The 20,184-nt window shown below is 69.6% G+C and carries 24 protein-coding genes and 1 pseudogene; 20 read left to right on the top strand and 5 right to left on the bottom strand.

The window, feature by feature from the left end; all coding sequences use genetic code 11:
• Positions 1-133 precede the first annotated feature (133 nt).
• From AC3RX1_RS15645 to AC3RX1_RS15635, 3 genes are all read left to right on the top strand, one after another.
• Positions 134-334 carry a hypothetical protein gene (locus AC3RX1_RS15645; protein ID WP_491502194.1) on the top strand — a complete coding sequence of 67 codons (201 nt, stop codon included), beginning with the start codon at positions 134-136 and terminating at the stop codon, positions 332-334.
• A complete protein-coding gene (locus AC3RX1_RS15640; RefSeq protein WP_491502193.1) occupies positions 331-672 on the top strand; it encodes a type II toxin-antitoxin system PemK/MazF family toxin in 342 nt (113 codons plus the stop codon). The genes AC3RX1_RS15645 and AC3RX1_RS15640 overlap by 4 nt, the downstream gene beginning before the upstream one ends.
• Before the next feature lie 94 nt (positions 673-766).
• Positions 767-1,165 (top strand): ChaB family protein, encoded by a 399-nt coding sequence (locus AC3RX1_RS15635; RefSeq protein WP_491502192.1) that lies wholly within the window; start codon positions 767-769, stop codon positions 1,163-1,165.
• A 6-nt stretch (positions 1,166-1,171) separates the two neighbouring features.
• Here the strand turns inward: AC3RX1_RS15635 and AC3RX1_RS15630 are convergent, their stop codons facing one another.
• Complete coding sequence (locus AC3RX1_RS15630) at positions 1,172-1,966, bottom strand: class II glutamine amidotransferase (protein ID WP_491502191.1); 795 nt, start codon at positions 1,964-1,966, stop codon at positions 1,172-1,174.
• Positions 1,967-2,048: 82 nt separating this feature from the next.
• Between AC3RX1_RS15630 and AC3RX1_RS15625 the strand changes: the two genes are divergently transcribed.
• The 6 genes and pseudogenes from AC3RX1_RS15625 (at position 2,049) to AC3RX1_RS15600 (ending at position 7,541) form a co-directional block, all read left to right on the top strand.
• Positions 2,049-3,149, top strand: a complete 1,101-nt coding sequence (locus tag AC3RX1_RS15625) for a glutamate--cysteine ligase 2 (RefSeq protein WP_491502190.1) — start codon at positions 2,049-2,051, stop codon at positions 3,147-3,149.
• A complete protein-coding gene (locus AC3RX1_RS15620) occupies positions 3,146-4,225 on the top strand; it encodes an FUSC family protein (protein WP_491502189.1) in 1,080 nt (359 codons plus the stop codon). The genes AC3RX1_RS15625 and AC3RX1_RS15620 overlap by 4 nt, the downstream gene beginning before the upstream one ends.
• 42 nt (positions 4,226-4,267) lie before the next feature.
• Positions 4,268-5,101: a Cof-type HAD-IIB family hydrolase gene (locus AC3RX1_RS15615; protein ID WP_491502188.1), complete on the top strand. Its 834-nt coding sequence runs from the start codon at positions 4,268-4,270 to the stop codon at positions 5,099-5,101.
• Positions 5,102-5,105: 4 nt separating this feature from the next.
• Complete coding sequence (locus AC3RX1_RS15610) at positions 5,106-6,095, top strand: NAD-dependent epimerase/dehydratase family protein (protein ID WP_491502187.1); 990 nt, start codon at positions 5,106-5,108, stop codon at positions 6,093-6,095.
• A pseudogene (locus AC3RX1_RS15605) lies at positions 6,092-6,754 on the top strand (MFS transporter); the annotation flags it as partial. The gene AC3RX1_RS15610 and the pseudogene AC3RX1_RS15605, both read left to right, overlap by 4 nt.
• A 130-nt stretch (positions 6,755-6,884) precedes the next feature.
• Entirely contained in the window at positions 6,885-7,541 is a 657-nt protein-coding gene (locus AC3RX1_RS15600) for an MFS transporter (RefSeq protein WP_491502186.1), read from the top strand.
• Here the strand turns inward: AC3RX1_RS15600 and AC3RX1_RS15595 are convergent.
• The gene (locus tag AC3RX1_RS15595; RefSeq protein WP_491502185.1) at positions 7,471-8,583 is read right to left on the bottom strand and encodes a fatty acid desaturase family protein; all 1,113 of its coding nucleotides are present in this window, start codon (positions 8,581-8,583) and stop codon (positions 7,471-7,473) included. The two genes, AC3RX1_RS15600 and AC3RX1_RS15595, sit on opposite strands and share 71 nt — an antisense overlap.
• 159 nt (positions 8,584-8,742) lie before the next feature.
• On the opposite strand from AC3RX1_RS15595, the gene AC3RX1_RS15590 reads away from it, so the two are divergent.
• Positions 8,743-10,200 carry an MFS transporter gene (locus tag AC3RX1_RS15590; protein ID WP_491502184.1) on the top strand — a complete coding sequence of 486 codons (1,458 nt, stop codon included), beginning with the start codon at positions 8,743-8,745 and terminating at the stop codon, positions 10,198-10,200.
• Between the two features lie 79 nt (positions 10,201-10,279).
• On the opposite strand, the gene AC3RX1_RS15585 is transcribed toward AC3RX1_RS15590, so the two are convergent.
• Positions 10,280-11,542, bottom strand: a complete 1,263-nt coding sequence (locus AC3RX1_RS15585; protein ID WP_491502183.1) for a glycosyltransferase — start codon at positions 11,540-11,542, stop codon at positions 10,280-10,282.
• Between the two features lie 52 nt (positions 11,543-11,594).
• Entirely contained in the window at positions 11,595-12,179 is a 585-nt protein-coding gene (locus AC3RX1_RS15580; RefSeq protein ID WP_491502182.1) for a TetR/AcrR family transcriptional regulator, read from the bottom strand.
• A gap of 88 nt (positions 12,180-12,267) precedes the next feature.
• Here AC3RX1_RS15580 and AC3RX1_RS15575 point away from each other — a divergent pair, with 88 nt between their 5' ends.
• The 8 genes from AC3RX1_RS15575 to AC3RX1_RS15540 all read left to right on the top strand — a co-directional run bounded on the left by AC3RX1_RS15575 (position 12,268) and on the right by AC3RX1_RS15540 (position 16,363).
• Positions 12,268-13,209: an alpha/beta fold hydrolase gene (locus AC3RX1_RS15575; protein ID WP_491502181.1), complete on the top strand. Its 942-nt coding sequence runs from the start codon at positions 12,268-12,270 to the stop codon at positions 13,207-13,209.
• A gap of 14 nt (positions 13,210-13,223) precedes the next feature.
• Positions 13,224-13,583: a hypothetical protein gene (locus AC3RX1_RS15570; RefSeq protein WP_491502180.1), complete on the top strand. Its 360-nt coding sequence runs from the start codon at positions 13,224-13,226 to the stop codon at positions 13,581-13,583.
• Positions 13,584-13,604: 21 nt separating this feature from the next.
• Positions 13,605-13,970, top strand: coding sequence for a VOC family protein (locus AC3RX1_RS15565; protein WP_491502179.1), 366 nt, complete (start codon positions 13,605-13,607; stop codon positions 13,968-13,970).
• A 64-nt stretch (positions 13,971-14,034) separates the two neighbouring features.
• Positions 14,035-14,295 (top strand): type II toxin-antitoxin system Phd/YefM family antitoxin, encoded by a 261-nt coding sequence (locus AC3RX1_RS15560; protein ID WP_491502178.1) that lies wholly within the window; start codon positions 14,035-14,037, stop codon positions 14,293-14,295.
• A complete protein-coding gene (locus AC3RX1_RS15555) occupies positions 14,296-14,550 on the top strand; it encodes a Txe/YoeB family addiction module toxin (RefSeq protein ID WP_491502177.1) in 255 nt (84 codons plus the stop codon).
• A 78-nt stretch (positions 14,551-14,628) separates the two neighbouring features.
• The gene (locus tag AC3RX1_RS15550; RefSeq protein ID WP_491502176.1) at positions 14,629-15,201 is read left to right on the top strand and encodes an ArsR/SmtB family transcription factor; all 573 of its coding nucleotides are present in this window, start codon (positions 14,629-14,631) and stop codon (positions 15,199-15,201) included.
• The gene (locus tag AC3RX1_RS15545; RefSeq protein ID WP_491502175.1) at positions 15,198-15,740 is read left to right on the top strand and encodes an SRPBCC domain-containing protein; all 543 of its coding nucleotides are present in this window, start codon (positions 15,198-15,200) and stop codon (positions 15,738-15,740) included. Before AC3RX1_RS15550 ends, AC3RX1_RS15545 begins: the two co-directional genes overlap by 4 nt.
• Positions 15,737-16,363, top strand: a complete 627-nt coding sequence (locus AC3RX1_RS15540) for an MBL fold metallo-hydrolase (RefSeq protein ID WP_491502174.1) — start codon at positions 15,737-15,739, stop codon at positions 16,361-16,363. Before AC3RX1_RS15545 ends, AC3RX1_RS15540 begins: the two co-directional genes overlap by 4 nt.
• A gap of 7 nt (positions 16,364-16,370) precedes the next feature.
• Here the strand turns inward: AC3RX1_RS15540 and AC3RX1_RS15535 are convergent, their stop codons facing one another.
• Positions 16,371-16,973 (bottom strand): TetR/AcrR family transcriptional regulator, encoded by a 603-nt coding sequence (locus AC3RX1_RS15535; RefSeq protein WP_491502173.1) that lies wholly within the window; start codon positions 16,971-16,973, stop codon positions 16,371-16,373.
• A 90-nt stretch (positions 16,974-17,063) separates the two neighbouring features.
• On the opposite strand from AC3RX1_RS15535, the gene AC3RX1_RS15530 reads away from it, so the two are divergent.
• A complete protein-coding gene (locus tag AC3RX1_RS15530) occupies positions 17,064-18,740 on the top strand; it encodes an amidohydrolase (protein ID WP_491502172.1) in 1,677 nt (558 codons plus the stop codon).
• Positions 18,741-18,782: 42 nt separating this feature from the next.
• A complete protein-coding gene (locus tag AC3RX1_RS15525; protein WP_491502171.1) occupies positions 18,783-20,174 on the top strand; it encodes an APC family permease in 1,392 nt (463 codons plus the stop codon).
• Positions 20,175-20,184 lie beyond the last annotated feature (10 nt).

Genomic DNA, 20,184 nt, shown 5'->3' with positions numbered 1-20,184 from the left:
TCCGCCGACCCTGACGCATCCGCCGGGTGCATGCAAGGGGTTGCCGGATGCGTCGGCCGACGCGTATCCGGCAGGTCGGCGCCGGCTGGAGTGCGCGTCTAACATTTGTCGAACGGCTGGGTAGAATCGTGGTATGCCTGCATCGATTGGATTTCGGCCGACCGACGAGGACGAGCGCATCCTTCGCGAGGCGGCGCGGCCCGGTGAGACGACGTCAGACACGCTGAGGAGAGCCTTGCGCGTGCTCGACCACGAACGTTGGCTGACGCAGTTCCGCGAGGACACTGAAAAACTCAGTGACGAGAACGTCAACACAGAACCGGACGCCTGGTGATCCGAGGCGCTGTCTATCGGATCGACCTCGGGCGACCCCGCGGACACGAGCAGGGCGGGCGGCGGCTCGGATTGGTGGTATCGCCGTCGCAGTCGCCCCTGTCTGTCGTGACGGTGATCCCGACGTCCACCTCGGCTGGTCCATCCGTGCACCGGCCTGAAGTCGAGATTGCGGGGACCATGACGCGCATGCTGGTCGACCAGGTCCGCTCGATCGACACAGATTACGTCATCGGAGACCCCGTCGACTACCTCTCCCGAGACCAGCTCGCAGAGGTTGAACTCGCTCTCTCGCACTACCTCGGCGTCCACGACATCCTTCCGCCGCACCCGAGATGAGGTGGGCCGCGTGCCATGGCGACGCATCCCGCGCAAGACCCTGCCGGCCCGCTCGTCGCCGGCATACCGTGACCATGACAGAAGGGACGATGCCATGCCCGCATCCGAGGAAATGCCCGACACGATCAAGAGGTCGCCGAAGCACGCCCAGGACATCTGGTCGGCCGCCCACGACTCCGCTGTCAAGGAGTACGGCGAGGGCGAACGGTCGCACCGCACCGCATACGCCGCGCTGAAGCACGAGTACGAGAAGGTCGGCGATCACTGGGAGAAGAAGGACAAGGCCGGCCCGAGCGACAAGAAGGCCGAGGGCGGCCGCGGCTCCGGCGGCAAGACGCGCGGCGGCGTGAACGCCAACGCGACCAAGGAGCACCTCTACGACGTCGCCAAGAAGCTCGACATCAGCGGGCGCAGCTCGATGAGCAAGAGCGAGCTCGTCGACGCGATCGAGAAGGCGAACAACCGGGAGACGCGCAAGGCCCGCGAGAAGTGACCGGCGTCAGCCGATCAGCGGCAGCCGGGTGATCTCGCGCGTCGCGATGTCGACCATCGCGGCGCTGTCGGCGGGCACCGGCGACCATCCTTCGGCGTCGAGCCCGGTGGAGATCACCTGCACGCACGTCGGCGTGACGCGGTAGTCCATCGCGTAGTACTCGTTCTCGTGACGGAACGGGATCGCGTCGGGCGACTCGAACATCTTGCGCAGGCTCGCCTTCGGCGAATCGGCGCGGCTGTTCACATGCACGGCGAACAGGCGGTCGGCGGTCAGCAGCAGCGCGTTGAGACTGTTGTTCGGGAACTCCTCCATCAGCCGCCGGAGCGCGAGCGTCACACCCTGCGCCTCGTCGCCCGTCTGCTCGATGCTCTGCACCACGAGCCGGAAGTACCGCTCGCTGTCGGTGGTCCCGCGCAGCCGCCCGCGCGACGCGGGCGTCAGCATCTCCTCGAGACGGGCGATGGGTGCGATGTGCCCGTTGTGCGCGAACGCGAAGGGGCCGTCGGAGAACGGATGCGTGTTCTCCGGCGCGACGGCGAGGCCGCCGGTCGCCCAGCGCAGGTGCACGAAACCGGCGGCGCCGAGCGCTTCGCCTGAGAGCCGGGCGTACTCGGGATCCTCGTCGGCGGGCTCGGGCGAGCGAAACGTCTGCGTGCGGCCCTCGGCGTCGTGCCACGCCATGCCCCATCCGTCGTCGTGCACGCGGGTGAGTGCCGTGAAGTCCTCGAACTCCTCGGGCCCGAGCTCGTCGACGACCGACGTCGGACGGTGGGAGACGTATCCGAACAGTCGGCACATCGACGGCGACCCCTCCTATAGCGCCTTCCGAGCCTCTCGCCAACCCCGCGCGTCCGCAAGGGGGTGACTGGGATGCTGAGGTGTGCGCAGCGTCGGAGTGGAGGAGGAGCTTCTCCTCGTGAACGCCGAGAGCGGTGTGCCGCGGGCGGTCGCGGGCCGGGCGATCGCGCTCGCCGGTGCCGCGTCGCACGCCGACGGCGGGTCGCTCGAGCATGAGCTGCAGCAGCAGCAGCTCGAGACCGACACCGCGCCCACCACCGACCTCGACGCGCTCGATGACGACCTGCGCGCCTGGCGACACACGGCGATCGACGGTGCCCGTCGCGCCGGTGCACGGGTCATCGCCTCCGGAACGTCGCCGTTGCCGGTCGAGCCTCGCGTGCAACCGAAGCCCCGGTACCAGCGGATGGTCGAGTACTTCGGCCTCACGACGAACGAGCAGCTCACCTGCGCGTGCCACGTGCATGTGTCGATCACCTCACGGGAGGAGGGCATCGGCATCCTCGACCGCATCCGCACCACGACGCCGATCCTCACCGCCCTGAGCGCGAACTCGCCGTTCTGGCAGGGGAAGGACAGCGGGTATGCGAGCTTCCGCTCGCAGGCGCTCCAGCGCTGGCCGACCGCCGGCCCCCAGGAGGTGTTCGGCTCGGTGGCGGCCTACGACGAGCTGGTCGACGGGATGCTCGCCTCGGGGGTCATGCTCGACCACGGCATGGTCTACTTCGACACGCGGCTGTCGCACCGGTACCCGACGATCGAGATCCGGGTCGCCGACGTGTGCGCGGATGTGCGCGACACGGTGCTCATCGCGGCGCTGTGCCGTGCCCTCGTCGAGACTGCCGCGCGGCAGTGGCGCGCCGGGGAGCCGGCACCGCCGGCGCGGGCGTCGCTCGTCCGGCTCGCCACGTGGCAGGCGGGAAGGCACGGACTCTCCGAGAACCTCCTCGATCCGCAGACGATGCGCCCGCGGCTGGCCCGCGAGGTCGTCGAGGGGATGCTCCGCGAGCTCGCACCCGCGCTGCGGTCCAGCGGCGACGAGGAGCGCGTGGCCGCAGCGGTGGCTCGGCTGTTCGAGCGGGGCACGGGCGCCGAACGGCAGCGGGCGGTGTTCGCGAAGACCGGACGGCTGAGCGATGTCGTCGCCCATCTCGCTCGCGTCACCGCGGGGCAGGAGGAGTGAGCGGGCTCGCGCGGGTGCGTGACGCCCTGCGGCCGATCATCACCCGCTACCGCCTGCTGCTCGCGCTCAAGGCTGCCGTCGGCGTGACGGCGGCGTGGCTGCTCGGCGAGCTGCTGCCGGGGGAGCTGGACAAGTACGCGTACTACGCCCCGCTCGGCGCCCTCCTGGGGGTCGCGCCGACCGTGATCGGGTCGATCCGCACGACGATCGAGATCGTCGCCGGCGTTCTGCTGGGCGTGGCCGTCGGGTGGACCCTCATCGCGACGGGTCTGCCGTGGTTCCTCCGGCTCCCGCTGGCGGCGGGGATCGGGGTGCTCATCGCCGCGGTGCGCGTGCTCGGCGACGGACGGGTGTACGTCGCGATCGCCGGGGTCTTCGTGGTGATCCTCGGCGCCGGAGATCCGGCGTCATACGGCTTCGGGTACATCCTGCAGTTCGGGCTCGGCCTGGTCGTCGGCACCGCGGTGAACCTCGTCTTCGTGCCGCCGCTGACGTTCACCTCGGCGAGATCGCGCATCTCGACGATCCGCATCGACATCGCCGATCATCTCGACGACCTCGCCGACATCCTGACCGAGGACTGGCCGCCCGACCGCGACGACTGGCTCGCCTACACGAGGGACCTGCGGACCTCGGTCGATGAGGCGCAGGACCTCGTCGACGAGGCGCGCGAGAGCGGCAAGGCCAACCCGCGGATGCTGTGGCACCGCTCCGACATCGATGCGGCATACGACGATGTCGACGCGCTGCGCCACGTCGGACTGCGCCTCAGCGACATCGCCGAGGCGCTCAGCGGCGCGATCTGGGACGTTCCCGTGACGGTGCACATCCCGCCCGAGGCTGTCGCTCCGCTGCACGATGCGATGACGGCGATCGCCGCCTATCTGCGCGCGTGGGACTCCGGCGACGACCTCGCCGGCGCGCAGGACCGCTGCCACCGGGCGCGTGCCGCCGCCATCGACGCGTTCGAGCACGCGCCGGCGGAATCGGGCCTCGGCAGCATGGTGTTCGCGCTGCGCACGATCCAGGAGCGCATCGACCGTCGCACCGGGGCGGCCGCGGAGGCAGGCGGCTGACGCGCCCGTGAGATCATGGAGTGCCGCGACGAAAGGCATTCTGTGAGCATCGCCACCACCCCCGCGCCCTGGACGAGCATCGACCCGGCGGGTCTCGATGTGCGCCTGGTGGTGTGCGACATGGACGGCACGCTGCTCGATGCCGACGGCGAGATCCCCGCGGACCTCTGGCCGCTGCTGGAACGCCTGCACGCCCGCGGCATCGCGTTCGCGCCGGCAAGCGGCCGGCAGTACGCGACGCTCGCCGCGATGTTCCCCGGCGCCGACACCTACATCGCCGAGAACGGCACGATCGTCGTGCACGAGGGGAGGGTCGTCTCGACGACACCGCTCGACCGTGCCACGGTCGGCCGGGTGATCGACGCGACGCGAGCCGCCGGCCGCGACCTCGGACTCGTCGTGTGCGGGCGACGCAGCGCCTCCGTGGAGCGGGCCGACGAGGCCTTCCTCGCGCACGTCGACAGGTACTACGTCGAGCGCGCGATCGTCGCCGACCTGCACGACGTCGACGACGAGGTGCTCAAGCTCGCGGTGTACGACTTCGCGGATGCCGAGGCCGCCGCCCGCGACGTGCTCGCGCCGTTCGAACAGGGCCACCAGGTCGTGGTCTCGAACAAGCACTGGGTCGACGTCATGAGCGCCGACGCCAACAAGGGGCACGCGGTGCGCGCGATGCAGCAGGCGTTCGGGATCACGTCTGCGCAGACGATGGCGTTCGGCGACTACCTCAACGACCTCGAGATGCTCGGTGCGGCCGACCTCTCGTTCGCGATGGCCAACGCGCATCCCGATATCGCGGCCGCCGCCCGCTTCAGCGCACCCTCGAACGCGGAGGGCGGCGTCCTCACGGTGCTGCGCGACCTCCTCGGGCTGTGACGCCATGAAGCTTCTGATCCTCGGCGGCACCGGATGGCTCGGCGGCCACGTCGCCGGGCAGGCCGTCACCGCCGGGCATGAGGTCACCTGCGTCGCGCGCGGAGCGGAAGCGACGGCGGGAGCGACGCTGGCGCGGGCCGACCGCGACCGTGACGACGCGCTCGCCGACCTCGCCACGCAGCGGTGGGACGCCGTGGTGGATGTCGCGACCCAGCCCGGACACGTGCGTCGTGCCTCCCGCGACCTCGCCGGCAGCGCCGAGCGGTACGTCTACGTCTCGTCGGTGAGCGCCTACTCGTCGCAGGCGGAGGCCGGCGCCGACGAGTCGGCCGCGCTGTTCGAGCCGCTGCTGGGCGACGCGATGAGCACCGTGGCCGACTACGGGGCGGCGAAGGCCGCGTGCGAGGAGGCCGTGCGGACCGCGTTCGCGGATCGTTCTGCCATCGTCCGTCCCGGCCTCATCGGCGGCCCCCGCGATCGCAGCGGACGCACGTCGTACTGGCCCAGTCGCTTCGCTCATCCGTCGAACCGCGAAGGACGGGTGCTCGTGCCCGACGCGCCCGCGCTGCCGACCTCCGTGATCGACGTGCGCGACCTGGCCGCGTTCCTCCTCCTGCTCGCCGGCTCCGACGCGTCGGGCGCGTTCAACGCGACCGGCGATCCCGTGCCGTTCCCGGAGCACATCGCTCTCGCGCGGCAGGTCGCGGGAGACGTGGGCTCACCGGTCGCGGCACCGGGGGAGTGGCTTCTCGCGCACGACGTCGCCGAATGGGCAGGACCGCGCTCGCTGCCGCTCTGGCTGCACGACCCCGAGTGGTACGGCATGAACCTGCGCTCGAACTCCCGCGCCCGGTCCGCCGGTCTCGCGCTCCGTCCCCTCCATGAGACGCTGCGCGATGCGCTCTCCGGCATCGTCGTGCGGGGCGCCGGCCTCACCGACGACGAGGAGCGCGAGCTGCTCGCAGCGCTCGCCGCGGGTTCGCTCCCCGCATGAGCACGCGGGCACCGCGGGGGATCTCGGAGCAGGGTCTCGGCGCAGCGCTCGTGACGGTCGCGTTCCTCGGGGCGGTGATCGGCGGCGTCGGGGCGCCCCTCATCACATCCGTCGCGCTCGATCTCGGCGTGCCGCTGGATGCCGCCCAGTGGACGCTGACCGTCACGCTGTTCGCCGGCGCGATCTCCGCCCCGGTCCTCGGCCGGCTCGGCACGGGCCCGCACCGTCGCGCGACGCTTCTGGTCACCCTCGCCCTGGTCGCGCTCGGCGGCGTCCTCACCGCGATCCCGTCGGTGTTCGCCGTGCTGCTGGTCGGCCGTGCCCTGCAGGGCCTCGGGCTGGGCGCCATCGCCCTCCTGATGAGTGTCGCCCGCGACCACCTCCCTACCGAACGAGCGCAGTCGACCATCGCCCTGATCTCCGTCGCGAGTACGGTCGGCATCGGCGTCGCCTACGCGCTGATGGGCCTGATCGACCAGGTTGCCGGCCTCCGCATCGCCTACGGCGTCGGGTTCCTGCTCTCGCTCAGCGCGGTCATCGTCGCCTGGCGCGCACTGCCGGACGACGTTCCCCGACCGAGCCCCCGCATCGACGTCGCCGGTGCGGTGCTGCTGGGGACCGGCATCCTGGGCGTGCTGCTCACGGTCGCGCAACCGGCGGTCTGGGACGAGCCGTGGATCGGAGCGTCGGTCCTCATCCTCGCCGCCATCGTCTTCGCGCTGGTGGGCGCTGTGGGAGCGCCGCACATCGGCTCCGCTGGTCGATCTCCGTCTCCTCGCGGCGGGCGGGGTGTTCCGCGCCAACGTCGCGATGCTCGTGGCCGGGGTCGGCATGTATCTGCTCTTCTCGCTGCTCACGCGCTACGTGCAGACCCCGGACGACGCCGGGTACGGCTTCGGGCTCTCCGGCGTGATCGCCGGAGCCGCGCTCATCCCGTTCTCCGTGCTGGGGTTCGTCGCGGGCCGCGTCACACCGTGGCTCGTCGCGCGGGCGTCCGCGCGGTGGACCTTCGCGATCTTCGCGGCCTGCGTCGTCCTCGCTGCAGGCATGTTCGCCCTCGTTGGGAGCTCCCTGGCCACGGTCCTCGCCGCCATGGCCGTGCTGGGCTTCGGCGTCGGAGGAGCGTCGGCGATCATGCCACGGCTCGTCCTTCAGGGCGTCCCACGGGAGGAGACGGCCAGCGTGCTGTCGATCAATCAGATCGTGCGGACCGTCGGATTCAGCATCGGAAGCGCCCTCGCCGGCCTGCTCCTGGCCGCCGCGACCCCCGGCCGGGCCGTCTTCCCGCAGGAGAACGGCTATGCGGTCGCGGCCCTCTGCGTCGTCCCGCTGCTCGTGCTCAGCGTCGCGGCCATCCTCGTCGGCCGCGAGCCGGCTACGCCCGGCGGTACTGACCGACCATCGGGCAGTCGAAGGGATCGCGGGCGGCGAGGCCGACGCGATTGAGGTACTCGATCACGATCGCGTAGGAGCGCCACAGCGAGGTCTCGGTGTAGGGCACCTCGTGGGTGGCGCAGAAGTCCCGGACGATCTCGCGGGTCTTGGCGAGGTGCAGACGCGACATGCTGGGGAACAGGTGGTGCTCGACCTGGTAGTTCAGGCCGCCCATCAGCCAGGTCGCCCACCAACCGCCGCGGATGTTGCGGGACGTGCGCACCTGCTTGGTGAAGAAGTCGATCTTGGCATCCGGGGCGATGATCGCCATGCCCTTGTGATTCGGCGCGAACGTCGCGCCCATGTAGACGCCGAACACGGCGACCATGACGCCGAGGAACGCGAACGCCATGCCGACCGGCAGCAGGAGGAACAGCGCCGTCAGCACGACCGCGAACCGCACCGACAGCGCGCTCAGCTCGGTCCAGCGGCCCTTGACGGGGCCGCGGCTCGCGAGGTGCTTGAAGCCGAGGAAGTGGAGGTTGAAGCCCTCGAGCGTGAGCAGGGGGAAGAACAGCCAGCCCTGCTTGCGCGTGATGAGGCGGCGCAGTCCGCGCGCCTGCGCGGCATCCTCGTCGAGGAACGAGATCGTGTCGACCTCGATGTCGGGGTCCTTGCCCACCCGGTTCGGGTTCGCGTGGTGGCGGCTGTGCTTGGCGTCCCACCACGAATAGCTCATGCCGACGACGGCGGCGAGCCCGCGTGCCAGGCGATCGTTCGCGGGACCGCTCGCGAGGATCTGCCGGTGCGCCGCCTCATGCGCGAGGAACGCGACCTGGGTGAGCAGGATGCCGAGCGCGCCCGCGATGAGCAGCTGGAACCAGCTGTCGCCGAGCAGGAGGAAGCCGGCGATCGCACCCGCGAAGCCGACGGCCAGGGCGGCGCCCACGATGAGATAGAAGCGCGGTGTGCGCCGCAGCAGTCCTGATTCCCGCACCACTTCGGAGACCTGCGTGTAGGCGCGGGCGATCGGCGGGAAATCCTCGCGCCGGGAGTATGTCTGACGCACGGGCCCGAGAGTGGAGGTGGGAGCGTGCGGGGCGATGGTGGCCATGATGGCGCCGTTCGTTCGGCCGGCGAAGGAGCCGGGATGAAGCCACAGGCAGGTGCCGATCGCTTCCTCCCACGGTAGCCGTCGCTGCATTCCACGCGGCGTATGCGGGCTGTGCATGACCTCCGAGTTCGGCGTGAGACGCGGCGGTAGGGTTGACCGATGACCGACGCGCGGGGGAACGAGGAGTACGTCCCCGATCCGCGCAGGTGGCAGGTGCTCGCGGTTCTCGTCGTCGTGCTGTTCATGTCGCTCATGAGCGTCAGCAGCATCAACGTGGCGCTCCCGACGATGCAGCACAGCCTGCACGCCACCCAGTCCGAACTGCAGTGGGTGCTGTCGGGTTACGCCCTGACGTTCGGCATCGGCCTCGTCGCGGCCGGCCGCGCCGGCGACATTTACGGCCGCGGACCGCTGTTCATCGCCGGCACGGCGATCTTCACCGCGTGCTCGGTGTGGGCGGGGTTGGCATCCGATCCGCTGCATCTGAACCTGTCGCGCGCTGTAATGGGCATCGGGTCTGGCCTCATCAGCCCGCAGGCCGTCGGCATGATCCAGCAGTACTTCCGCGGCGCCGAGCGCGGTCGGGCGTTCGGCATCTTCGGCAGCGTCGTCGGCGTCTCGGTCTCGATCGGCCCGCTCCTGGGAGGTCTGCTGATCCAGGCCGGGGGAGCGGATGCGGGATGGCGATGGACGTTCTTCGTGAACGTGCCGATCGGCATCCTCGCGATCGTCGCCGCCCTCATCTGGATCCCGAAGCCGCTGTTCAACCGCAATCGCGAGCCGCAGCCCGGCGAGGTCGGCCGCTCCGGCGACCTCGACCCGGTCGGATCGGTGCTGCTCGGTCTCGCCGTGCTCGCGGTGATGTTCCCGTTCCTCGAGACGGGGGCGACGCCGTTCGTGTGGCTCGCGCTGCCGGTCGGCGTCGTCATCCTGCTGGCATGGATCTGGTGGGAGAACCGCTACAAGGACCATGGCCGGGCACCGATGGTCGATCTGCACATCTTCCGGGTGACGAGCTTCGCGAACGGCACGCTGCTCGTGAGCCTCTACTTCCTCGGCGTGACGAGCATCTGGGTGATCGTCGCCCTGTACATGCAGGAGGGCCTCGGCCACACCGCGCTGGAGTCGGGATTCATCGGCCTGCCGAGCTCGATCCTGTCGGCGATCGCGGCCCTGTGGGCGGGCCGGAGCGTCGCGAAGCTCGGGCGCAAGGTCGTGATCGGCGGGCTGTTCAGCGCGATCATCGGCCTGGTGCTGAGCATCCTCGTGGTGTGGCTGCACGCACAGGGCGTCGCGAGCGAGTGGTGGCTCCTGTTCAGCCTGTCGTTCATCGGCATCGCACAGGGCGCCGTGATCAGCCCGAACCAGGCGCTCACCCTCGCGGAGGTGCCGCTCCAGTACGCGGGCAGTTCCGGCGGCATCATGCAGACGGGGCAGCGCGTGGGCACCTCGATCGGCATCGCGGCGATCACCGCGATCTCGTTCGGCGTGCTCGCCGTCAGCACGTGGGCGGCGGCGTTCATGGTGGGCTTCCTCGTGATCGCCGTCGTCGTGCTGGTGGCTCTCGGCGTCGCGTTCCGCGATCTGCGGCAGCGCCACGGCAACGCCTGGCTGTGATCCTGGGCGCCGTCAGGACGCGCACGGTCCACGGCTCGGGCGGCTTCGTGCACGCCTGAAGCAGGGAGCCCCGAAGCGATCAGACCTGCTGCTCGAGCAGTTCGGCGACCCGCGTCGCGCCGCCCAGCGCCCGCAGTTGGGCGCCGACGCGAGCCGCAGACGCGCGGAACGACGGGTCGCCGAGGACCGCGTCGACGGCGACTCGCACGGCTGTCTCCGACGGCGTGCCGGTGCGGAGGTTCACGCCCGCGCCCGACCAGGCGACTCGAGCCGCGACCTCCGGTTTGTCGAGGTCGCCGCCCGCCACCACCAGGGGAATGTCGTGCGCGAGCGCCGCGGTCGTGCCGCCCCACCCACCGTTCGTGATCATCACGTCCACACGCGGCAGGAGGTCGGCGTACGGCACGAAGCCGGCCACGCGCGCGTTCGACGGCGTGGCGAAGGGCAGTTCGTCGCGACCGGGGATGCCGGTCGTCGCCACGACGATCACGTCACGGCCGTCGAGTGCGGCGAGGGTCGGACGGATGAGATCGTCCGGGTCGATGTTCTGCGTGCCCTGCGAGACGAGCACCACCGTGCGGTCTTTCAGGTCGGACCACCATGGTGGCAGCCGGCTCGCCGGTGGCGAGGGAACGCGCAGTTCGCCGACGAAGTGCAGGTGGTCCGGCCGGTCGCGTCGCTCGTAGTCGAGCAGCGGCGCGCCGCTGGCGGCGATGAGGGTGGGGGAGAACACGACCTTCTCGACGGTCGTGGCGGCAGGCGGCAGTCGGACCGCGCGGAATGCGTCCACGAGTGGCTTGCGCAGGGGCCGCGAGATGACCGGGACGAGCGCGCGCAGGGCGGCGTCGCGCGCCCTGGTCACCGGATTCGTCCCGGGCGTCAGGCCCATGCCGCTCGGCGGCCCCTCGGTGCCGATGAGGTTGAGCGGCAGCACCGCGACGGTCGTCCACGGCAGACGCATCCGCGTGCTGAACAGGACGGCACCGACGGATGTCTCGTCCGCCGCCAACGCATCCCAGGGCTCGCGCTCCCACTCCGCTGTCAGGTCGGAGACCTGGCGTGCCGAGGTGCCGATGAAGCAGTCGGCGAAGTTGATCAGCAGCTGCTGAAGGCCCTTCTTGCCGACGAGTCGGGGGAAGGTCGCCGCCAGGTCGTACTCGTCGAAGTCGGGGGCCGCGCGCCAGGGTACGAGCGTCGCTCCGGCCGCCTCGACGCGCGACCGGAACCGCGACCCGGTGTAGAACCGCACCTGGTGCCCGCGTTCGACGAGCCGGTGCGCCACCGCAGTCATGGGCGCGACATGGCCGGTGAACGGCATCGCGGCGAGCAGGAACCGGCTCATGCGCCCATCGTGGCCTACCCGCCGCGTCCGCGCATCCCCTTCGCGTCGCGGTCTATGCGCCTGTGCAGGCGTCGACGGCGCGGGCGACGTGTGGTGCGAAGTCCATCGTCGGGTCGACGGTGAGGCGGTGCAGGAGGAGGCCGTCGAGGGTCGCCATCAGGAACACCGTCGCCGCGGCGGGGTCGGCAGCCCCCAGCGTGGCGAGAATCGCGGTGACCCATTGTTCGAAGCCTCGGCGATTCACCAGCAGAGGAGCGAGGAGGTCGCGCTCGTGCGCGGCGTCGACGAAGAGCGCATACCGGGCGAGTGTGCGATGGCGGAAGGGCCCCGCCTGCGCCTCGAGCATGGCGGTGAACGCCTCGACCGCCGCGTCGCGGCCGGCCAGTGACGCGCCGCCGTTCTGGAAGTCGGCCTTCTCCCGCTCGGCGAGGTGCTCGACCACCCCGTCGAGCAGGGCGCGGCGGGTGCGGAAGTAGTTCGACACCGACCCCCGCGGCAGTCCCGCCGCGGCGTCGACACGGGAGTGCGTGACAGCCCGCAGACCCTGCTCGCCGAGGAGCAGGAGGGCAGCTTCGAGCGCGCGCTCCCGAGGCTTCTGGTGCGGCTCCGCAACTCGCTGATCCTTGCTCTGCGACATGTTGCCAGCCTAAGACACTATTTCTGTAGTGCCAAGACACTACAAATGTAGTATTCTGCTGCCAGCGAGGCAGAGATGGAGGGGCATCATGAGCGCTGAGACGGTCGGTCCGCCGGCTCTCGCGGGAGTCACCCGGGTGTTCGTCGACCTTCCCCCGACGCGCGACGGCCGGTCGCTGCGGATGCACGTCGCGACGGCGGGAGAGGGGCCGCCGCTGCTTCTCCTGCATGGGGCGCCGCAGAACCACCTCGAGTGGTCGCAGCTCATCCCGCGCTACGCGGAGCACTTCCGCGTCATCTGCCCCGACCTCCGGGGTGCGGGCTGGACCGACGCACCGGGGCGCGGATACGATCCCGCCTCCCTCACCGCCGATCTCAGGGGGCTCCTTTCCGTCTACGACGTGTCACGAGTCAGCGTGATCGCCCATGACTGGAGTGCGATCATCGCATTCCTGATGGCCACCGACGATCCCGACATCATCGACCACCTGGTGATCGTGAGCATCCCCGACCTCTTCGTCACGGTCGATGCTCGGGTGGTGCGGCTGTTGGCGCAGGGATGGTTCGACCTCGTCCTTCCGCTCCCCGTCATCGGTCCGGCGGCCGTGCGGGGTGGCCGCCAGGCGACGCTGCGCTACATGCAGTCGCTGACCGGCCGCGCCTACGGCGACGGGCAGCTGCCCCATGGCGATCTCGATCGACGGCTGCTGCGCGATCCGCGGCGGGCGCGAGACCTGTGCCGGCTGTACCGGCACACGATCGTGCCCGCGCTCATGGGCCTGATGACCGGGCGGTATCGGCGCCGGTACCTGTCAGTCCCGACGCTGCAGCTCATCGGCGATGAGGATCCCGCGGCGCTGCTCATGCACATGGGGAGGTACGAGGGGCGCGCCTCGTCGCTCGAGTCGCAGGAGATCAGCGGCGCCGGGCACTTCCTCGTCGACGAGGCCGGCGATGAGGTCTTCCAGCGCAGCATGCAGTTCCTGCGCCGCCCCGCATCCAACCCCCGGCAGTCGGCCGGCGACCACTGATCAGGAGAGACACCATGAACGTCCTCATCGCCCCGCTCGCCGCCATCCTCATCGGGCTCTTCGTGCGCTCCCGCCTCCTTGCCGCCATCCTCTTCCTCAGCATCGAGGCCGTGTTCTTCACGTTCCAGACACTCGTCGTACTCCTCGCCTGGATGGCGGGTCAGGGAGGCTTCGGCGAGACAACCACGCGAGGCGCGTTCGGCCCCGCGCCGACGCAGTTCCCGATCAGTTTCGAGGAGGGCGAGGTGTGGGCCTACGGCCTCGTGAATCTCGGACTCATCGTCCTGGGTCTCGCGATCACCGTCGCGATCACGACCCTCCGGCAGTGGCAGCGCCGCCGTGTCGCCCGACGCGCGCTGAGCACCGCGTCCTGATCTTCGCTACTGTCGGGAAGCGTGTCTTCTCCCATCCGCCTCGTCGTCGGCCAGCTCTTCATCCCCGTCCGCGACATGAGTTCGGCGATCCGCTGGTACAGCGAGCTCCTCGGCCTTCCGGTGCAGAGTGCGAGCCACGAGGACTCGATCTACGATCTGCCGATGGAGGAGGGCCCCGGGGTGGCCCTCGACGCGAACGCTCCGTTCACCGCCGACGGACCGCCGCGGTTCTTCTGGTGGGCCGACGACCTGGCGGCGGTCGTCAGCCACCTCGCGCAGTGCGGCGCATCCGACGTGGGCGACATCGTCGACATCGGCTCAGTCGCCTTCGTGCAGTTCCGCGACCCGGACGGCAACCGCCTCATGGTGTGCGAGCGTCGGGGCTGACGCGGATCCCGCGCGTGAGTGGTACCGTTAAGTCGTACCAGTAGTCATCGGTGGGGAGGGGTGAATGTCGATCAGCGCAAGCGAAGCGCGCAAAACGCTGTTCCCGCTCATCGAACGAGTGAATGACGACCGCGAGGCCGTCGAGATCGTCTCACGTAGGGGCAATGCGGTCCTCATGCCCGCAGACGAGTATGCGGCGTGGCAGGAGACTGCGTACCTCTTCCGCTCGCCCGCCAACGCGCGCCGACTGCTCGACTCGTACGAGCGTGCTCGTGCGCGCCAGACCGAGACGCACGAACTCGATCGGTCGGACGAGGACGTCTGAGTGCGTCTGGTCTGGGATGCGTCGGCCTGGGACGACTATAAGCACTGGCAGGCGGCGGACCGGAAGATCCTCAAGCGGATCAACACGCTGATCGATGCCTGCCTGCGAGACCCCTTCGCCGGCATCGGTAAGCCCGAGCAGCTCAAGTACGGCGCGCAAGGTGCTTGGTCGCGGAGAATCACGGACGAGCACAGGTTGGTCTACCTCGTGGTCGACGAAGACCTCGTCATCCTTCAGGCGCGCTACCACTACTGATTTCCCCACCGACGGAGTGGGCCGAATCGTAGCTCTTCGCCGTTGACAAAAGTATTTGTCAAGCGCTAACGTCTCGGTGTGGATGACATTCAGGTGCTGGACAACGTCGCCGCCGTGCAGGCGGCCTTGGGTCCGATCCGGGCGTCCATCCTCGACGCCCTGGAGGAGCCGGGGTCCGCATCGACCATCGCGGCGGCCGTCGGCTTGACGCGGCAGAAGGTGAACTATCACCTGAAGGCGCTCGAGGCCCACGGCCTGGTCGAGCAGGTCGAGACCCGCGCATGGGGCGGCATCACCGAACGCTTCGTTCGCCGCTCGGCGCGGCAACTGGTCGTGGCTCCCGATGTCCTGCAGAGCGCGTCGATCGAGCCGGGTGAACTTTCCGATCAGCTCTCGGCCGCGTACATGATCGCGGTGAACGCTCGCACGGTCTCGGAGCTGGGCGCGATCGCCCGTCGACCCGGCGCCGCGCGGTTGCCCACGCTGACGATCGACACGGTCATCGGCTTCGCCTCGCCCGAAGACCGCGCAGCCTTCGCGGCCGAACTCGAGTCGACCGTCGCCGCGCTGGCCGCCAAGTACCACAGAGACGACGGGCGCCCGCACCGCCTGATGGTCTCGTCCTACCCCCGACCGACGGAGTCCTCATGAATGTCCCCGAAGAACCAGAACGCGTCGAGCACCGCGCGGAGCGCCGCTACGACATCGCGGCGTCTCCCGAGGACGTCTGGGAGGCGATCGCGACATCCCGCGGCATCTCGTCCTGGATGGTCCCGGTCCAGCTCGACCCTCGGGTCGGCGGCTCGGTGACATTCGACCTCGGCGAGGTCACGACGAGTGGAGTGGTCACTGCTTACGAGCCGAACGAGCGCTTCTCGTACGAAGAGCCGTGGCCCATCGCCGAGCGCATCGACGACCTCCCCGTCGAGATGGTCGAGTGGTTCGACAGCATCGGTGCGCCGCTCGCCGACGTGTACGCCGATCTCTCGTACGTCACGCCTGTGGCGACGGAGTTCCTCATCGAAGCCACGTCCGGAGGAAGCTGCGTCGTGCGCATCGTGACAAGTGCTTACGGACGCGGCGCGGAGTGGGAGAACGAGTTCTTCGCCGAGATGGTCGCGAGTACCGTCCCGATCTGGGACCGACTCGACGCCCACTTCGGCGACGTCGTGACGGAGGCGGTGCGATGACGATCACGATCACCCCCGTGCACGTCGGAGACCTTGCCGGCGTCGACATGCCCATCTACGTCCACATCGTCGAGCACCCCGAGGGGCGCATCCTGGTCGACACCGGCCTGACGCAGCTGCATCCCGCCGTCGCAGACATGGACCCGCGGCTCCGGCCGCTCCATGAGCAGGATGTCGACCTGGAGAGCATCGCCATGGTCGTGAACACGCATATGCATTTCGACCACTGCGGCGGGAACCATCTCTTCCCGCGCACGCCGATCTACGTGCAGCGGCAGGAGCTCGACGACGCCCGAACCGCGGAGGACTATACGATCCCCGAGTGGGTGGACCCGCCCGATATGGAGCTGCGGTACGTTCCCGTCGACGGGGAGTTCGAGCTGCTGCCGGGCCTGCGGCTCGTCGCTGCGCCGGGCCACACCCGCGGTTCGCAGATCGTGGTCGTCGAGGACGGCGGGCGGCCGACGATCATCGCGGGGGACACCGCCGTCTGGTTCGGTGAACTCGACGAGCCGACGACCGAGGGCCAACGACTCATCCGCGCTCTCGATCCCCGTCTCGTCTGGCTCTCCCACACGCATGAACCGTGGCGACCGGCTTCGGCCGGCGCGCCAGAACGCTGAGCGCCGCTCAGAGGTCGGTCGGAGCGCCGAGGCTCCGCGCGAGCGCGGTCATCGCGTCCCCCGCGCTCTCGACGGTGATGAGGCTGTTCCCCGCGACGATGTGCAGGCCGTACGCATCCTCGAGCGCGACGAGGTTCATCGCGAACGTGTCGACCGGCATCGCGGGGACGAACACACCCGCGGCAACTCCACGCGTCAGGATGTCGGTGTACGTGCGCAGCTGACGCCGGTACATGCGCTCGACGAGCTCATCGTGCAGCGCCGAGCTTCCCGCGAGTACATCGAACTCGTACAGCAGGCGCATCAGCGGGTCGTCGGGGCCGCTCGGCAGTCCGGCGCGGATCGCAGCCGCCAGCTGCAGTTGCGGTTCGGCGATCTCCGCGACGATCGCGTCCCGCTGATCGCAGAACCGCTCCACTCCGGCCCGATGCGCCTCCACGAGCAGCTGGTCGAGATCGTCGTAGTAATACAGGATCGCCCCCCGCGTCAGCCCGGCCTGCTCCGCGACGTCCGACAGCGAAAGGGCACGCAGGCCATGCTCGGATACCGCCGTCAGCGCCGCCTCGACGAGGTCGGCGCGCCGTTCCTCCTGCTTCCGGGGGCGAGCCATTCCTTGACAGTAGCCGATCGGTCATGTCACACTCGACGAGTTATTTGACGCATCCGTCAAATAACTCGTCGCCCGCCAACGGAGACCCTCGTGATCGACCTGCTGCTGACCAACGCCACCGTGCGGACCTTCGACGACGCGCTCCCGTGGGCGTCCGCCGTCGGCATCACCGGTGGCCTGATCAGCTATGTCGGTCCCGCGTCGACGGCGCCGCAGGCACGCGCGACCCGGGACCTCGAGGGGAGGCTGGTGACCCCCGGCGTCATCGACAGCCACAATCACCTCCTGCTCGGGTTCGACCCTGACGCCGTCAGTCTCGAGGGCGCGGAGACGCTCGCCGAGGTGCGTCGGCGCATCGCCGAGCTGGCCGACAGCCGGCCCGATCTCGACTGGATCTGCGCCGAGAACGCCGTCTACTCGATCGTCGAAGGTCGGCGGCCGAACGCCGGGGACCTCGCGGGGCTCACCGATCGTCCCGTGTTCGTCACGACATACGATCAGCATTCCGTGTGGCTCAACGATGCCGCGCTGGGCGTTCTCGGGGTGGCCGACGGCGGCGACGTGCCCTGGGGACGGCCGGAGCGGGATGCCGATGGCCGGCCGACAGGGTGGATCACCGACTTCTACACCAGCGCGATGACGACCGCGGGGCTCGCAGGCCTGCAGCGCGACATCCCCATGTATTCGCCCGAACGGCGGTACCGAAAGCTCCTCGGCAGTCTGGAGATGGCGACGGCGAGCGGCATCACCACGGTCGTCGAACCGCAAGTTCCGCTCGCCGAGATCGAGCTGCTCTATCGCGCCCGAGCGGAGGGGCGGCTCCGTTCACGGGTCACCGCGGCACTCTTCCACCCGATCGACGCCGACGGCGCGTTCCGCCGGGATCTGCGCGAAGCCGTCGACTCCGCTCCCGCCGATGAACACCTCGCATTCGGACCCGTGAAGCTCTACGCCGACGACGTGATCGAGCCGCACACGGCATGGATGCTGGATGACTACGCGAATCGTCCCGGCCACCGCGGGCATCCGTCCGCCCCTGTCGGGGCGCTCGCCCGCATCGTCACCGAGCTCGATCGTCTCGGGTTCCAGACCCACACGCATGCCACCGGCGACGGCGGCGTCCGGCTCGCCCTCGACGCGATCGAGCAGGCGGCCCGCGTGAACGGCACGACGGACCGCCGGCACGGCATCGTGCACGTCGAGTGCCTCCATCCCGACGACCTGCACCGTTTCGCCGCCCTCGGCGTCACCGCCGCCATGCAGCCGCGCCACTGCTCTCCGGATCTCGTCGCGGGTACCTGGATGGAGAACGTCGGCGAGCAGCGATGGTCGCGGGCGTGGCGGTTCCGATCGCTGATGGCCTCCGGCGCGCACGTCGCCCTGTCCAGCGACTGGCAGGTGGGCGAGATGGACCCGATCGTCGGGTTCTACTCCGCCCTGACCCGGGCGGGTCTCGACGGGCAGGACGCATGGACGCCGGGAGAGCGGCTCACTCTCGACGACGCGCTCCGCGGGTACACGCGCGAGGGTGCCTGGGCCTGGCATGCGGAAGACGAGCTCGGTGTGCTGCGCGTGGGCGCCAAGGCGGACATCGTCGCCTGGTCGGACAACCTCTACGAGTACGAACGCGATCCGGCCGCGCTGCTGCAGCAGCACGCGGAGCTCACGATCGTCGCGGGCGACATCGCTCACGATGCGGCCGTCTCCGCTCCCGCACCCACCTCCTACGGCGGCCGGACGCACTGCTCGGCCGCCGCCGCACACTGACCGGTAATCCCTTCCTCTCCCGACGCTGTGAAAGGACCCCTGATGTCTCACCTCGATCCGGCCGTCGCGCCGAGCCGCACGGCCGCCGACGCGGCAGCACCAGCAGGGCGCGGCACGCTGCGTCGTGCCCTGAGCCTGCGCCACATCGTCTTCCTCGGGCTCGCGTACATGGCACCGCTCGCCGTGTTCGACACGTTCGGTATCGTCGCCGATCAGACCGACGGGCATGTTCCGCTCTCCTACGTGCTCATTCTCGTCGCCGTGCTGATCACGGCGCTGAGCTACGCCCGCATGGTGCGGTATTACCCGGTCGCGGGATCCGCGTACACGTACACGCGTGAATCGATCAATCCGCATCTCGGGTTCCTCGTGGGCTGGGCGGCGACGCTCGACTACCTCCTGCTGCCGATGATCAACGCACTGCTGTCGTCGATCTACATGACGGCGGCGTTCCCGGATGTGCCCGCGTGGGTGTGGGTGCTGTCCACGATCGTGGTGTGCACCGTGCTGAATCTGATCGGTGTGCAGATCGCCGCGAAGGTCAACGTGGCGCTGGTGGTCATCCAGGTCGTCGTTGCCGTCGCGTTCGTCTTCTTCACGATCAAGAACATCGTGGAGGGCGCGAACGGCGCCTCGTTCTCCCTCGCGCCGTTCGCGATCAGCGGCGGCGACGTGCCGGCGATCGCCGGCGGTGCGGCGATCCTCGCACTGTCGTTCCTCGGCTTCGACGCGGTCACCACGATGGCGGAGGAGGCGGAGCACCCGCGCCGCGACATCCCGCGCGCCATCCTCATCATCGTCGCCGTCGCGGGTGTCTTCTTCATCGGCGTGACCTACACGATGCAGGTGCTGTTCCCGGATGTGTCGGTGGTGGGCGACATCGTCGGCGCGTCGCCCGAGATCGCGCAGTACATCGGCGGCGCAGCATTCCAGGCCGTGTTCATCGGGGGCTACATGGTCGCCGTGCTCGGCTGCGGCATCACCCAGCAGATGAGCGCTGCGCGGCTCCTGTTCGCGATGGGCCGCGACGGGGTTCTCCCGAAGCGGTTCTTCGGCTCGGTGAACCGTGCCGGCGTGCCGGCGGCGAACGTGCTGCTCATCGGTGTGCTCGCCTGCACAGCCATGTTCCTCGATCTGAACAGCGCTGCCTCGCTGATCAACTTCGGCGCGTTCGTCGCGTTCATCTTCGTCAACCTGTCGGTGATCTTCACCTATCTCCGGTTTGTGCGCACTCGCGGATGGGCCGCGAAGCTCGGCTTCCTCGTCCTGCCCGCGATCGGCGTGACGATCAACATCGCGCTCTGGTTCAGCCTGGAGCCGAGCTCGATGATCCTGGGCGCTGTGTGGGTCGGCCTCGGAATCGTGTACCTGCTCTGGCGCACACGCCTCTTCCGCGCCGAGGCGCCGACGCTCTCGGGTCCCGCGGAGCAGTGATACCCGCGCA

Source organism: Microbacterium altimontanum (assembly GCF_058349865.2).
The sequence above is the reverse complement of the archived record's forward strand: the minus strand, read 5'-3'. Positions and strand labels throughout refer to the sequence as shown.

What these genes read in the sequence shown, in the direction of transcription:
- AC3RX1_RS15645 (WP_491502194.1), top strand. Translation starts at nt 134, where the DNA reads ATGCCTGCATCGATTGGATTTCGGCCGACCGACGAGGACGAGCGCATC.
- AC3RX1_RS15635 (WP_491502192.1), top strand. Translation starts at nt 767, where the DNA reads ATGCCCGCATCCGAGGAAATGCCCGACACGATCAAGAGGTCGCCGAAG.
- AC3RX1_RS15630 (WP_491502191.1), bottom strand. Translation starts at nt 1,966, where the DNA reads ATGTGCCGACTGTTCGGATACGTCTCCCACCGTCCGACGTCGGTCGTC.
- AC3RX1_RS15610 (WP_491502187.1), top strand. Translation starts at nt 5,106, where the DNA reads ATGAAGCTTCTGATCCTCGGCGGCACCGGATGGCTCGGCGGCCACGTC.
- AC3RX1_RS15595 (WP_491502185.1), bottom strand. Translation starts at nt 8,583, where the DNA reads ATGGCCACCATCGCCCCGCACGCTCCCACCTCCACTCTCGGGCCCGTG.
- AC3RX1_RS15590 (WP_491502184.1), top strand. Translation starts at nt 8,743, where the DNA reads ATGACCGACGCGCGGGGGAACGAGGAGTACGTCCCCGATCCGCGCAGG.
- AC3RX1_RS15585 (WP_491502183.1), bottom strand. Translation starts at nt 11,542, where the DNA reads ATGAGCCGGTTCCTGCTCGCCGCGATGCCGTTCACCGGCCATGTCGCG.
- AC3RX1_RS15580 (WP_491502182.1), bottom strand. Translation starts at nt 12,179, where the DNA reads ATGTCGCAGAGCAAGGATCAGCGAGTTGCGGAGCCGCACCAGAAGCCT.
- AC3RX1_RS15575 (WP_491502181.1), top strand. Translation starts at nt 12,268, where the DNA reads ATGAGCGCTGAGACGGTCGGTCCGCCGGCTCTCGCGGGAGTCACCCGG.
- AC3RX1_RS15570 (WP_491502180.1), top strand. Translation starts at nt 13,224, where the DNA reads ATGAACGTCCTCATCGCCCCGCTCGCCGCCATCCTCATCGGGCTCTTC.
- AC3RX1_RS15560 (WP_491502178.1), top strand. Translation starts at nt 14,035, where the DNA reads ATGTCGATCAGCGCAAGCGAAGCGCGCAAAACGCTGTTCCCGCTCATC.
- AC3RX1_RS15545 (WP_491502175.1), top strand. Translation starts at nt 15,198, where the DNA reads ATGAATGTCCCCGAAGAACCAGAACGCGTCGAGCACCGCGCGGAGCGC.
- AC3RX1_RS15540 (WP_491502174.1), top strand. Translation starts at nt 15,737, where the DNA reads ATGACGATCACGATCACCCCCGTGCACGTCGGAGACCTTGCCGGCGTC.
- AC3RX1_RS15535 (WP_491502173.1), bottom strand. Translation starts at nt 16,973, where the DNA reads ATGGCTCGCCCCCGGAAGCAGGAGGAACGGCGCGCCGACCTCGTCGAG.
- AC3RX1_RS15525 (WP_491502171.1), top strand. Translation starts at nt 18,783, where the DNA reads ATGTCTCACCTCGATCCGGCCGTCGCGCCGAGCCGCACGGCCGCCGAC.